General features: G+C 69.2%; 13 protein-coding genes. 3 read left to right on the top strand and 10 right to left on the bottom strand.

The window, feature by feature from the left end; all coding sequences use genetic code 11:
- Positions 1-3: 3 nt before the first annotated feature.
- The 4 genes from BO1_RS32920 to cobU are packed head-to-tail and all read right to left on the bottom strand — an operon-like array spanning position 4 to position 3560.
- Positions 4-933 carry a cobalamin-binding protein gene (locus tag BO1_RS32920; RefSeq protein ID WP_043287584.1) on the bottom strand — a complete coding sequence of 310 codons (930 nt, stop codon included), beginning with the start codon at positions 931-933 and terminating at the stop codon, positions 4-6.
- Between the two features lie 47 nt (positions 934-980).
- Positions 981-2030, bottom strand: coding sequence for a threonine-phosphate decarboxylase CobD (gene cobD / locus BO1_RS32915; RefSeq protein WP_028221193.1), 1050 nt, complete (start codon positions 2028-2030; stop codon positions 981-983).
- A complete protein-coding gene (gene cbiB, locus BO1_RS32910) occupies positions 2023-2964 on the bottom strand; it encodes an adenosylcobinamide-phosphate synthase CbiB (RefSeq protein ID WP_028221192.1) in 942 nt (313 codons plus the stop codon). The genes cobD and cbiB overlap by 8 nt, the downstream gene beginning before the upstream one ends.
- Positions 2961-3560: a bifunctional adenosylcobinamide kinase/adenosylcobinamide-phosphate guanylyltransferase gene (cobU, locus tag BO1_RS32905; RefSeq protein ID WP_028221191.1), complete on the bottom strand. Its 600-nt coding sequence runs from the start codon at positions 3558-3560 to the stop codon at positions 2961-2963. Before cobU ends, cbiB begins: the two co-directional genes overlap by 4 nt.
- A gap of 176 nt (positions 3561-3736) precedes the next feature.
- On the opposite strand from cobU, the gene BO1_RS32900 reads away from it, so the two are divergent.
- Positions 3737-5296 (top strand): cobyric acid synthase, encoded by a 1560-nt coding sequence (locus BO1_RS32900; RefSeq protein ID WP_174490620.1) that lies wholly within the window; start codon positions 3737-3739, stop codon positions 5294-5296.
- Positions 5297-5374: 78 nt separating this feature from the next.
- On the opposite strand, the gene BO1_RS32895 is transcribed toward BO1_RS32900, so the two are convergent.
- Together BO1_RS32895 and BO1_RS32890 are read right to left on the bottom strand one after the other, a co-directional pair.
- Positions 5375-5794, bottom strand: a complete 420-nt coding sequence (locus tag BO1_RS32895; RefSeq protein WP_028221189.1) for a PaaI family thioesterase — start codon at positions 5792-5794, stop codon at positions 5375-5377.
- Positions 5791-6039 (bottom strand): hypothetical protein, encoded by a 249-nt coding sequence (locus BO1_RS32890; RefSeq protein WP_028221188.1) that lies wholly within the window; start codon positions 6037-6039, stop codon positions 5791-5793. The genes BO1_RS32895 and BO1_RS32890 overlap by 4 nt, the downstream gene beginning before the upstream one ends.
- A gap of 41 nt (positions 6040-6080) precedes the next feature.
- On the opposite strand from BO1_RS32890, the gene BO1_RS32885 reads away from it, so the two are divergent.
- Complete coding sequence (locus BO1_RS32885) at positions 6081-6707, top strand: ParA family protein (protein ID WP_028221187.1); 627 nt, start codon at positions 6081-6083, stop codon at positions 6705-6707.
- 74 nt (positions 6708-6781) lie between these two features.
- Here the strand turns inward: BO1_RS32885 and panD are convergent, their stop codons facing one another.
- The 4 genes from panD to BO1_RS32865 form a co-directional block, all read right to left on the bottom strand.
- Entirely contained in the window at positions 6782-7168 is a 387-nt protein-coding gene (gene panD / locus BO1_RS32880; RefSeq protein WP_028221186.1) for an aspartate 1-decarboxylase, read from the bottom strand.
- 109 nt (positions 7169-7277) lie between these two features.
- The gene (gene panC, locus BO1_RS32875) at positions 7278-8111 is read right to left on the bottom strand and encodes a pantoate--beta-alanine ligase (RefSeq protein ID WP_028221185.1); all 834 of its coding nucleotides are present in this window, start codon (positions 8109-8111) and stop codon (positions 7278-7280) included.
- A 279-nt stretch (positions 8112-8390) separates the two neighbouring features.
- Entirely contained in the window at positions 8391-9233 is an 843-nt protein-coding gene (locus BO1_RS32870) for a segregation and condensation protein A (RefSeq protein ID WP_028221184.1), read from the bottom strand.
- Between the two features lie 116 nt (positions 9234-9349).
- Entirely contained in the window at positions 9350-9535 is a 186-nt protein-coding gene (locus BO1_RS32865) for a DUF3460 family protein (RefSeq protein ID WP_028221183.1), read from the bottom strand.
- A 715-nt stretch (positions 9536-10250) separates the two neighbouring features.
- On the opposite strand from BO1_RS32865, the gene BO1_RS32860 reads away from it, so the two are divergent.
- Positions 10251-11978, top strand: coding sequence for an autotransporter assembly complex protein TamA (locus tag BO1_RS32860; RefSeq protein ID WP_084688362.1), 1728 nt, complete (start codon positions 10251-10253; stop codon positions 11976-11978).
- Positions 11979-12216 lie beyond the last annotated feature (238 nt).

The following is a 12216-nucleotide window of genomic DNA, read 5'->3' as shown; positions in this document are numbered from 1 at the left end:
AGATCAATTCGCCGCGTGGGCATCGCGCGAGCGTGCGCGATCGAGATCCTCGCATAGCTGCGCCGCGCCTTGCGCGATGCGCGGTCCCGGCCGCGTGAGCAGATCGCCGTCGATGGCGAAGAGATTGCCGTGCGCCACCGCGGGCAACTGGGGCCACGCGCGCCAGTGCGTGAGCGCGGGCAGCGGCCGGTCCGGCGCCGTCGCGCCTTGAGAGGCGGTCACGATCGCGTCGGGACGGGCGGCCAGCACCGCTTCGGTCGAGAGCGTGGGCACCAGCGGGCGCAGCGCGGCAAACACGTTGCGCCCGCCGCATAGCGCGATCACGTCGCTGATCATGTGCTCGCCGTTGATCGTCATGAGTGGCTGGTCCCAGACTTCGTAGAACACGCTCACCGGTGCGCGCTGCGCGTAGCGCGCGCGCAGTCGCGCGATTTCTCCCCGATAGGTGCCGGCTGCGTCTTGCGCGGTGTGCTCCGAGCCCAGCAGCACACCGAGCCGTGTGAGCGAGGTTGCCACGTCGTCGAGCCGATGCGGCTCGCTGAAGAAGAGCGGGATGTGCAATTCGCGCAGACGGTCGATCTGCTGCTGCGCATTGCCGTGCCGCCAGACGACGATCAGATCGGGCTTGAGCGCGGCGATGCGCTCGAGGTCGAGCGCGCGGTTGTCGCCCACGCGCGGCACGCTCAGCGCCTGCGGCGGGAAATCGCTATAGGCGACCGCGCCCACCAGCTTCGGGCCGCCGCCCGCCGCGTAGATCAGCTCCGTGACGTGGGGCGCGAGGCTGATCACGCGCTGCGCAGGCGCGGCGAGTGTGACCGTGTTGCCGGCGTCGTCGATGGCGCTCACGCTGGCGGCGCAGGCGGTGTCGAGCGTGAGTACTAAGGTGGCCGCGGCGGCGAGGGCGAGCGCGGCGGCGCGCAAGCTCGCGCTCATGCTGGCGCGGCCAGCAACATGCGCAAAGGTCGTGGACCGGAGCCGCATCAGCCGAGTGCCTGCATGGCCTGCGCGAGCGCCGTCTCGAAGCGCTGCCACTCGTCTTCCGATGCGGGCAGTCCAAAGCGCAGGCTCGCCGGCGCATCGAAGCGGCGCGTCCAGACCGCGCGCGCGGCCAGTGCGTCTTGCAACTCGGCGGCGCGCGCATGAACGATCCAGGCGAACAGCGGCGTGGCGCGCGGCGCGAGACCGTGCGAGGCGAGCAGCGCCGCAAGCCGCGCGCTTTCGGCGGCGAGCCGCTCGCGCATCGCGCCTTGCCACGCGGTGTCTGCGAAGGCGTGCGTGACCGCGTGGCGCGCAGGGCCGCTCACGGTCCACGCGCCAAGCCGCGCGCGCAGCGCCGCGAGCAGCGCGGGCGCGGCGAGCGCGAAGCCGCAGCGTGCCCCCGCGAGGCCGAAGAACTTGCCCGGCGAGCGCAGCACCACAAGGCCGATGCGCCCGGTCGCATCCGCGAGCGAGGCCGCGCGCGGATCGGCGAAGGCGTCGGCGAAGGCTTCATCGACGATCAGCGTGCCGCCGCGCGCGGCGAGCTGCGCGTGCCAGCACAGCAGCGTTTCGCGGCCGATAAGGCTCGCCGTGGGATTGTTGGGATTCACGACGACCGCGTGCGTCACGTCTTCGGGAAGCGTTGCGCCGGCGATGTCGAGCGGCACCACGGCGTGGCCCGCCTGCGTGAATGCGGGCGCGTACTCTCCATAGGTGAGCGGCGCGATCGCCACGCGAGCCGCCGGTCCCTGTGTGGCCAGCAGCGCGGGCAGCGCGCGGATCGCGGCCTGGCTGCCTGCCACGGGCAACACGTGCTGCGCATCGGGCGCGCCGTAGTAGCGCGCCGCGCTGGCGGCGAAGCCGTCGCCGTCCTCAGGCAGGCGTCGCCACGCCGCGGCGGGCACCGGTGGAACCGGATAGCCGTGCGGATTGATGCCGGTCGAGAGATCGACCCACGCATCCCAGGCGATGCCGTAGCGCCGCGCGGCTTCGTGCAGATTGCCGCCGTGCGCGATCACGCGCGGGGCGGTGTCGAGATGGGCGTCAGACATGGGTCGCCACGCTCAGGAAAGCCAGGGCAAGGAGCGCGGCGAGCCACAGGATCGTCGTGCGCTCGACGAGACGCAGCGCGGCCGTCACGTCCTCGGCGCGCGGCGGCGCGCCGGCGCCGAGCGCGGGCCGCTGCTCCACGGCGCCGTGGTAGACCGCCGCGCCGCCCAGCAGCACGTTCAGGCTGCCTGCGCCCGCGGCCATCACCGGGCCCGCGTTCGGGCTCTCCCAGCGCGGCGCCTGCTCGCGCCAGCAGCGCAGCGCGACGCGCGTGTCGCCGAGCAGCGCGTAGCTCGTGGCCGTGAGGCGGGCGGGAATCCAGTTGAGCACGTCGTCGATGCGGGCGGCCGCCCAGCCGAAGCGCAAGAAGCGCGGCGTGCGGTAGCCCCACATCGCGTCGAGCGTGTTGGCAAGGCGGAACGCGAGCGCGCCCGGCCCACCCGCGAGGGCGAACCAGAACAGCGCGCCGAAGATCGCGTCGTTGCCGTTTTCGAGCGCCGATTCGCAGGCGGCCCGCGAGAGTGCGGTGGCGTCGGCGTTCGCGGTGTCGCGCGAGACGATGCGCGCGGTCAATTCGCGCGCCGCCACGAGGTCGCGTTCGGCGAGCGCGCGGGCGATGGGCGCGATGTGCTCGTCGAGGCTGCGCGCGCCGAGCGCGAACCACAGCAGCGCGACGTGCAGCGCCCACGCGAGCGGCCAGGGCAGCACGGCGCACAGCAGCGCCGCGAGCGCGACGGGCGGCGCAACCGCGGCGAGCCAGGCCATCAGGCCGAGCGGGCGGCCGCGGCGGCCGGTGTTCAGACGCTTTTCAATGCGGTTCGCGAGCGCGCCGAACGCGACGAGCGGATGCGCGCGGCGCGGCTCGCCGATCCAGCGGTCGACGGCCACACCGGCGACGGCGAGCGCGGCGGTGGCGGGCAGGCTCAGCATCGTCAGCATGATCGGCCTGATCCGCTTGCTCCGTCAGCCGACGGCGCCTTGAGCACGAGCGGCAAGCCGGCGGCCACGAGCGTCGCGCGGTGGGCGAGCGCGGCGATGCGCTGGTTCAGGCGGCCAAGCTCATCGACATAGAGGCGCGTGGCCGCGCCCAGCGGCACGACGCCCATGCCGATCTCGTTGCTCACCACGAGCACGCTGCAGTCGGCGTGCTTCGCGCGCTCGCAGGCGGCGGCAAAAGCGTCGAGGCGCGCGCGCCAGTCGGGCAGCGGCGCCTCCGACCCGGGCGGGCAAAGCAGGTTGGCGAGCCACAGCGTGAGGCAATCGATCAGCACGCACTGGCCGGGCGTGGCCGCGGCGTCGAGCGCGCCCGCGAGATCGAGCGGCGCTTCGACGATGGCCCAGTGCGCGGGCCGCCGCGCGCGGTGATGGGCGATGCGCGCGGCGAATTCGGCATCGGCGTGGGCGCCCGCGGGCGTGGCCGCGGTGGCGATATAGGTGACCGGCAGGCCGCTGTCTGCGGCGAGGCGTTCGGCGTAGGCGCTCTTGCCCGAGCGCGCGCCGCCGACGATGAAGGTGAAGTCGCGCGAAATCATCGCGTGATTGTAGCGGCTAGTCTCCGACAGATTGACGGCGATCGCGGCGTGAGCGCGTGGCAGGCGATCGCGTAGCGGCGCGGACCGTCTGCGGCAGAGGCGCACCCGATGGGATAATGCGCTTTCGCCCGAACGCCCCCGGCTTTTTGCCGCCATTGCCGCCATTCATCGCCATCATGTCCGTTACGAAACCCGCCGTGCCGCGCGGCACGCTGATGATCCAGGGCACCACCTCCGACGCCGGCAAGAGCACGCTCGTGGCCGGCCTGTGCCGCATCGCGTACCGTGCGGGCGCGCGCGTGGCGCCGTTCAAGCCGCAGAACATGGCGCTGAACAGCGCCGTGACGGCCGACGGCGGCGAGATCGGCCGCGCCCAGGCGCTGCAGGCGCTCGCCGCGGGCATCGAGCCGCATACCGACCTCAACCCCGTGCTGCTCAAGCCCAATAGCGATCTGGGCTCGCAGGTCATCATCCACGGCAAGGCGCGCATGAATCTGAACGCGCGCGCCTACCAGGACTACAAGCCGCTCGCGCGCGAGGCCGTGCTCGAGTCGTACGCAAGGCTGCGCGAGCGCTACGAGACCGTGTTCGTCGAAGGCGCGGGCAGCCCCGCCGAAATCAATCTGCGCGCCAACGACATCGCCAACATGGGCTTTGCCGAGGCCGTCGACTGTCCGGTCGTGCTCGTCGCCGACATCGACCGCGGCGGTGTGTTCGCCCACCTGATCGGCACGCTCGCATGCCTGTCCGAAAGCGAGCGCGCGCGCGTGAAGGGCTTCATCATCAACCGCTTTCGCGGCGATCCCTCGCTGCTCAAGCCCGGCCTCGACTGGCTCGAAGCGCAGACGGGCAAGCCGGTGCTCGGCGTGGTGCCGTATCTGCACGGCCTGATGCTCGATGCCGAGGACATGCTGCCGGGCGCCACGCACACCCATGCGCAGGCTGGCGGCGAGACGCTGCGCGTGGTGGTGCCCGCGCTGCCGCATATCAGCAACCATACGGACTTCGATGCGCTGCGCGCGCATCCGCAGGTCGAATTCAGCTATGTGCGCACGGGCAGCGCGCCGCCTCCGGCCGATCTCGTGATCCTGCCGGGCTCGAAGAACGTGCGCGACGACCTCGCGTGGCTGCGCGCCCAGGGCTGGGAAACGGCGCTCGCGCGGCATCTGCGCTACGGCGGTCGGGTGATCGGCATTTGCGGCGGCATGCAGATGCTCGGGCGCGCGATTGCCGATCCGCATGGCGTGGAGGGCGAGCCCGGCGCCGTGGCCGGCTTCGGCTGGCTCGACTACGAAACCGAGCTCACGCGCGAGAAGACGCTGAAGAACGTGACGGGGCGCCTCGTGCTGCGCGGCGATGAAGAAGCGGCCGGCGGCGCGGCGCAGACACCGGTGCGGGGCTACGAGATCCATATGGGCGTGACGCGCGGCCCGGCGCTGGCCGAGCCCGCGCTGCGCATCGCATCGGTCAACGGTGCGATGGATTGCGCAGCCGGCGACGGGGCCGAGCCGCCACGCGCGGACGGCGCGCAATCGGCCGATGGCCAGATCCTCGCAACCTACGTGCACGGCCTCTTCGACACACCCGAGGCATGCGCTGCCTTGCTGCGCTGGGCGGGACTGGAGGCCGCGCAACGCGTCGACTACCCGGCGCTGCGCGAGGCGTCGCTCGAGCGGCTTGCCGACACGCTGGAAGCGAGCCTCGATCTGGCGCGCCTCTATGACGCGATTGGCTGAGCGCGGGTTGCGTCTGCCAGGGCTACGGCGGGTGCGCCGCTCCGATGCCGTTGAAACGGCAACGTCAGCGCGATCGCTTTAGTACAGCACCATCTGCGTGCAGCGGAAGAGGGCCGTGGTCTTGCCGTCCGGGCCCGTCACGGTGGCGTCCCAGATCTGCGTGCTGCGCCCGAGGTGCACGCCCGTGGCGACCACGCTCAGCGTCCCTTCGCGCGCCGTGCCCAGAAAATTGCTCTTGAGCTCGATGGTGGTGAAGTTTTTCGCGCCCGGCGGCAGGTGCGCGAGGCAGCCGTAGCCGCAGGCCGTATCGGCGAGACACACCACTGTGGCGGCATGCAGGAAGCCATTGGGCGCGAGCAGTTCGCCGCGGATGTCGAGCTCCGCGCGCAGCAGGCCTTGTTCGAGCGCGACCGTGCGAAAACCGATCAGATCGGGCAGCCGGCCGCGCTGGCGCTCGTGCAGGGAATCGACGGTGATATCGGTGCGCAACGTGCTCATGACAGGAAAGTCTCCTTGATTTTCAGAAGGGGGATCGGGGTCCGCAGCGGCATCGCGTGCACGCCGGGACTGCCGGGCGTGCGATGCGCCACACGGGCGCAGACCCGGGCCGGGACTTCGGCGCCGCCGCATTTGCCGATATTATCGGACGGTTGCGTCGGTGCGCCGCGCTCTTCAGCGTGGGCAATGCGGCGGGGCTGCGGCATCGGCGGAAGCGGAATCGGCAGAATCAACAGAATCGGCAAACCGGCTGGCCTACGCGCCAGCCTTCCTGACGGGAGCATTCATGACGGTGATCGTGGTGGCGAACCCCAAGGGCGGCGTCGGCAAAAGCACGCTGTCCACCAATCTGGCCGGCTATTTCGCGGCGCAAGGCGAGTGGGTCGCGCTCGCGGATCTCGACCGGCAGCAGTCGGCGCACGCGTGGCTCGACCTGCGGCCCGAGACGCTGCCGGCCATCGAGAGCTGGGGCATCGACCTGGACAACCCGGCCAAGCCGCCCAAGGGGCTCGAGCACGCCGTCATCGACACGCCGGCGGGCCTGCACGGCAACCGGCTCGCCGCGATCGTCGAGCTCGCGGACAAAGTGATCGTGCCGCTGCAGCCGTCCATGTTCGACATACTCGCGACCAAGGACTTCCTCGACCGGCTCGCCAAGGAAAAGGCGGTGCGCAAGGGCGCCATCAAGGTGGGCGTGGTGGGCATGCGGGTGGACTCGCGCACGCGCTCGGCCGAGCAGCTGCAGCGCTTCGTGGAGGGGCTCGAACTGCCGGTGCTGGGCTATTTGCGCGACACGCAGAATTACGTGCAGCTCGCCGCCCACGGCCTCACGCTGTGGGACGTCGCGAAAAGCCGTGTGGATAAGGATCTCGACCAGTGGCAGCCGATTCTCTCGTGGGTGGACGGCAAGTAAGCGGTCCTTGGATCGGGCCTGCTGGGTGCCCGCCGCATGAGCCGCGCACGCCCTGGCGCGCGGCCTCTCGCGCTTCAGGTCCAGCTTTGCGTCGGCACGTGATCGCGGCTGCCCTTGATGCGGTTGTTCTCGTCGACGAACACGAGGTCCGGCTTCCAGCCCGCCTTCAGCTCTTCTTCTTCCACGTTCGCGAACGCCGCGATGATCACGAGGTCGCCCAGTTGCGCGCGGCGCGCGGCCGAGCCGTTCAGCGAGATCATGCCGCTGCCGCGCTCGCCCTTGATCGCGTAGGTCGTGAAGCGCTCGCCGTTGTTGATGTTCCAGATGTCGATGCGCTCGTTCTCGACGATGTTCGCCGCTTCGAGCAGGTTCTCGTCGATCGCGCACGAGCCTTCGTAATGCAGCTCGCAGTGCGTGACGGCGACGCGGTGGATCTTCGACTTGAGCATATGGCGTTGCATGGTGAGTCTCCTCAGGCGGGCGGGCGCATGGCTCGCCACGGGTAATGCCGAAAAAAGCGTGCTGAGACCGGGTGAGCTGCCGCGCAGGAGGCGCGGTGCCCGGAACCGCTCAGATCTCGAGATTGTCGATCAGGCGCGTGGCGCCCAGCTTCGCTGCAGCCACCACGACGAGCGGCGCATCCGTTTCACCGGGTACGGGAGGCAGGAGGTTTGCCTGCCTGCGGATGGCGATGTAGTCGGGCTTCCAGCCGCGCGCGGCGAGCGTGGCCATGGCGTCGAGCTCGAGCTGCTGGAAGTCGCGGCGGCCCGAGAGCACCGACTCGCGGATCGCGCGCAGCGCACCCGCGAGCTGCGGCGCCTCGGCGCGCTCGGCGGCCGAGAGATAGCGGTTGCGTGAGCTGAGCGCGAGGCCGTCGGTGTCGCGCACGGTTTCGGCGGCGATCACCTCGGTCGGCAGCGCGAACTGCTGGCACATCGCGCGCACGATCATCAGCTGTTGATAGTCCTTCTTGCCGAACACCGCGACGCGCGGCTGCACGCATGACATCAGCTTCATGACCACGGTGCAGACGCCTTCGAAGAACCCGGGCCGGAACTCGCCTTCCAGAATGTCGCCGAGGTCGTGGGGCGGGCGCACGCGGTACTCCTGCGGCTGCGGATACATGTCGGCCTCGGTGGGCGCGAACAGCACGTAGACGTTTTCCTTCTGCAGCTTCTCGATGTCGTCCTGGAGCGTGCGCGGGTATTTGTCGAAGTCTTCGTTGGGGCCGAACTGCAGGCGGTTCACGAAGATGCTGGCCACGACCGGGTCGCCGTGCTGGCGCGCGAGGCGCATCAGCGAGAGGTGGCCTTCGTGCAGGTTGCCCATGGTCGGCACGAACGCGGTGCGGTTTTGGCCGCGCAACTGGTCGCGCAGTTCCTGAATCGAGCTGATGACTTTCATGATCGGATGCGTTATGCCTCGCACGGGGCAAGACGGGTTGCGGCAACCGGCGAAACGCGCGGCGCATCAGGGCGCGCGGCTGGCCGAATGGCGTGCCCGGCCGCTCAGGGTCAGGCGCGGGCGATTGTAGAGGATTTGGGCGTGCAGCGCAGCCGCTTCGGATGGGGGGTTAACCTGGCGTCGGGCAGAAATGCTCGTTTGGGGCCAGATCGGATTTTCCCCAGGCGGCCATGCGGGCCGCCCGGGCGCGCCCTGATCCAGGCAGCTTTATGTGCGCACTTACGCAGGCAAATACGCGAGGCGCACGTAGATCGGCGCGAACGGCTCGGCCTGGGTGATCTCGATGAGCGATTCGCGCGCGAGCTCGAGCATGGCGATGAAGTTGACCACCACCACGGGCACGCCGCGCGCGGTGTCGAAGAGCTCCGAGAACTCCATGAAGCGCGTGCCCTGGAGCCTGCGCAGGATCACGCTCATGTGCTCGCGCACCGAGAGCTCCTCGCGCGAGATCTTGTGATGCTGCACCAGCTTTGCGCGCTTGATGACGTCGGCCCACGCGGCGCGCAGGTCGTTGCTGTCCACGTCGGGAAAGCGCGGCGTGATGCTCTGCTCGATATAGACCTCGGCGCGCATGAAGTCGCGGCCGAGTTGCGGCAGGCGGTCGATGCGCTGGGCGGCGAGCTTCATCTGCTCGTATTCGAGCAGGCGCCGTACGAGCTCGGCGCGCGGGTCTTCGGCTTCCTCGCCCGTGTCGGCCTTCTTGACCGGCAGCAGCATGCGCGACTTGATCTCGATGAGCATGGCGGCCATCAGCAGATATTCCGCGGCGAGCTCTAGATTGGTCTTGCGCAATTGCTCGACGTAGCCCAGATACTGCGTCGTGACGTCCGCCATCGGGATGTCGAGCACGTTGAAATTCTGCTTGCGGATCAGGTAGAGCAGCAGATCGAGCGGGCCTTCGAAGGTCTCGAGGAAGACTTCGAGCGCGTCGGGCGGGATGTAGAGGTCTTGCGGGAGCTTGAAGAGCGGCTCGCCGTACAGGCGTGCGAACGCGACGCCGTCGACGGTGTCGGGCGTCGAATCCGTGGAGGGTGCGGCGAGCGCTTCACCCTGGCTGGCCATCTGGCCGGCCGGGCCTGCCGGAGCATGGCCCGCCGCGGCGCCGGGAGGGGGGGCATGACGTGCGTCGGCCCGTCCTTCGGCCTCGTTAGCCATGTCGGCCCCGTCGGCCTCGGCCATCAGAAGTTCTGGTAGTAGACGTACGACGTTTGCCTGACGCGCGAAGCCTGCTGGCGCTCGCGTTCGTCGAGGTCGACCGGCTGCTTGTCCCACAGGAGCGCACGGCCCTTGCGTTGCTGCTCTTCGAGATACGGCTTCTGCTCTTTGAGCTGGTTCAGGAACTGTGTGATTTCCGACTGATACATGGCTAACGTCCGTCGCGAGTGCTGCGCGTGGGTGCACACAAGTGCGCGTAGGTGCGGTGAGGCGGCGGTATCTGACAGGCCGCCTCGGTGCGTGTCGGCGGCAATTTTACCGCAAGCGCCGGCCGCGGAACATCCAGGCGGACAGTGCGTGGAAGGCGTTCGCGCCGGGTGCGGGTGGGGGCGCATCGGCGTTCGGCCGGCGCGCCACGGACGAGCGCGCTGCGCGGCGGCCGGGGAGGGCTGTCCGGCGAGCTGCAACTCGGTGAAGCCGGTGCTCGAGCGTCATGCCAGGCGGTAACGCAGCTTGATGAGACGCTCCTTGCGGCCCTTTTTGTGCCGCGTCCTGGGGTTTTCGAGCGTTGTTGTGGTGAAATAACGCGTTTGCGCCCGCGCCGCGGCAAGAGGCGCCTGCGCAAACGTATGCAATGGGCAAGAGAACGACGGCTGGAGGTCTTGTTTGGCGGGATGGGTGATCGAAGCGTTGCGTGCGAAGCGGCATCCGTCACGGATGACGCGGCACGCTCACGCCGCCGCACCATGCGCCAGCGGCGGCCCCGCTGAGCGGGGGCGCCCCGCGGTCCGCTTTTTGAGCCGCTTTTTGAGTCGTTTCTCGGCTTCCTTTCCAGTTTGTTTTTCAGCCCGCGTTTCCGCTGGCTTCTCCCTGCGCTTCGCCGTATGGCTCGCCGCAGGCCTGCTCGCCAGCCTCGTGACCGCGATGCCCGCGCGGGCCGACCTCGCCAGCCTGCTGCCGTGGTCGCACAAGCGCACCTACTACGACGTCGATATCCAGACCTCGCCGCGCGAGTTGCGCAAGCTGCTCGAAGCGCACCTCGACCTCGCGCGCTTCTCCACGCGGTCCGGCGTCAGCGACGACCAGTTCGACTTTCTCGTGACCGCCACGCCGCAGCAGGTGCGCGACCTGGCCTCCACGGACGGCTATTTCACGCCGGTCGTGCGCACCGACGTGCGCACCGGCGCCAACGGCAAGCGCGCCGTGACCGTGTATGTCGACGCGGGCCCGCGCACGCAGATCTCGGCGGTGACGCTCACCTTTACCGGCCCCGTGCAGACCGAGGACCCCGCGCGGGAAAATGCCACGCGTTTCGCGTTCTCGCTGCACGAAGGCGACGCCTTGACGCAGTCGGGCTGGGACGGCGCGAAGAGCGCGGCGCTCAGGGCGCTGCAGGCCCGGCGCTACCTGGGCGCGAAGATCGTGCATTCCGAGGCGCGCGTCGATCCGCTCAAGCATGACGCGAAGCTTTCCGTGACGTTCGACAGCGGCCCGACCTTCACGATGGGGCAGATCGACGTTTCGGGCACGCGGCGTTATCCGCAGAAGATCGTGGACAACGTGAACCCGATCTCGCCCGGCGAAATCTACGATGTCAACCGCGTGACCGAGCTGCAGCGCCAGGTCCAGAACACGCCGTACTACGCGAGCGTGGCCATCGACGTGGACGACAACACGCAAAAGCCCGAGCTGACGCCGCTGCACGTGAAGGTGAGCGAGTACCCGTACAACAACTTCCGCGGCGGCGTGGGCTACTCGACCGATACCGGCCCGCATATCCAGGGCTCGTACACGTATCTGAACACCTTTGGCTCGGCATGGCCGCTCCAGCTCTCGGGGCGGCTCGACCAGATCCAGAAATACGGCCAGATCCAGCTGTCGATGCCGCCGGGCGCGCGTGCGTGGACCAACAGCGCGCTCGCGTCGTACACGACGACCGACGTTTCGGATACCACGATCTACAGCCTGCGCACGGGCGTGCAGCGCACGCGCACCTCGCAGAACATCGACTACTCGTACTCGCTGCTCTACTACCAGGACCGCCTTTACCAGAACGAAGGACCGCCCACCATGGCCCGTGCGCTGGTGCCGCAATGGTCGTGGACGCGCCGCAACGTCGACGATCCGCTGTTTCCGCGCTCGGGCAACCTCGTGCGCGTGGAGGCGGGCTTCGGCGTGAAGGGCGCGGGCTCCGATGCCACCTTCGCGCGCGGCTACATGCGCGGCCAGCAGTATCTGCCGATCGGCCGCGACGACATCGTGCTGTTTCGCGCCGAGATGGGGGGTGTATTCACGTCGAGCAGCTCCTCGGACGTGCCGGCCTCGCTGCTGTTCCGCGCGGGCGGTTCGAACTCGGTGCGTGGCTATTCCTTCCAGAGCATCGGCAACAATGTCGACGGCTCGATTCTGCCGACCAAGTACCTCGTGACCGGGTCGGGCGAATACCAGCACTGGTTCAATCGCGATTGGGGCGGCGCGGTCTTTTTCGATATCGGCACCGCCACCGACACCTGGGGAGAAAAGGTCTTCTATCCGGGCGCGGGCTTCGGCGCGCGCTGGCGCAGCCCCGTCGGTCCGGTCAACCTCGACCTCGCGTACGGTTTTCGTGACCGCAGAGTGCGGCCTTATGTGACGCTCGGAATCGCATTCTGATGATGATGCCTGCCACGCTCCGTGCCGTTTCGATGCTGCCGCTCGCCGGCGGGGGCGCCGCATGAGTGCGCATGATCGCTTCCGTTGCGTGAGTTGGCTCGTGCCTGCGGTGACGCTTGCTGCGTCGTCGGATGACGGCGGCGCGCCGCCGCAGCCATCAATCGGTGACGGCGCGAACGGCGCGGGTGGTGCGGGCGCCCCGCCGTCGGGCGAAGGCCGCGAGCCGGGCGCACCGCCG

It is taken from the genome of Paraburkholderia oxyphila NBRC 105797 (assembly GCF_000685075.1).
Classification (GTDB): Bacteria; Pseudomonadota; Gammaproteobacteria; order Burkholderiales; family Burkholderiaceae; genus Paraburkholderia; species Paraburkholderia oxyphila.
This window is presented reverse-complemented; position numbering and strand designations above follow the sequence as displayed.

Excerpts from the sequence above, each read along its gene's own strand:
- BO1_RS32920 (WP_043287584.1), bottom strand. The coding sequence starts at position 933 with ATGAGCGCGAGCTTGCGCGCCGCCGCGCTCGCCCTCGCCGCCGCGGCC.
- cobD (WP_028221193.1), bottom strand. The coding sequence starts at position 2,030 with ATGTCTGACGCCCATCTCGACACCGCCCCGCGCGTGATCGCGCACGGC.
- cobU (WP_028221191.1), bottom strand. The coding sequence starts at position 3,560 with ATGATTTCGCGCGACTTCACCTTCATCGTCGGCGGCGCGCGCTCGGGC.
- BO1_RS32900 (WP_174490620.1), top strand. The coding sequence starts at position 3,737 with ATGTCCGTTACGAAACCCGCCGTGCCGCGCGGCACGCTGATGATCCAG.
- BO1_RS32895 (WP_028221189.1), bottom strand. The coding sequence starts at position 5,794 with ATGAGCACGTTGCGCACCGATATCACCGTCGATTCCCTGCACGAGCGC.
- BO1_RS32885 (WP_028221187.1), top strand. The coding sequence starts at position 6,081 with ATGACGGTGATCGTGGTGGCGAACCCCAAGGGCGGCGTCGGCAAAAGC.
- panD (WP_028221186.1), bottom strand. The coding sequence starts at position 7,168 with ATGCAACGCCATATGCTCAAGTCGAAGATCCACCGCGTCGCCGTCACG.
- panC (WP_028221185.1), bottom strand. The coding sequence starts at position 8,111 with ATGAAAGTCATCAGCTCGATTCAGGAACTGCGCGACCAGTTGCGCGGC.
- BO1_RS32870 (WP_028221184.1), bottom strand. The coding sequence starts at position 9,233 with ATGGCCAGCCAGGGTGAAGCGCTCGCCGCACCCTCCACGGATTCGACG.
- BO1_RS32865 (WP_028221183.1), bottom strand. The coding sequence starts at position 9,535 with ATGTATCAGTCGGAAATCACACAGTTCCTGAACCAGCTCAAAGAGCAG.
- BO1_RS32860 (WP_084688362.1), top strand. The coding sequence starts at position 10,251 with ATGCCCGCGCGGGCCGACCTCGCCAGCCTGCTGCCGTGGTCGCACAAG.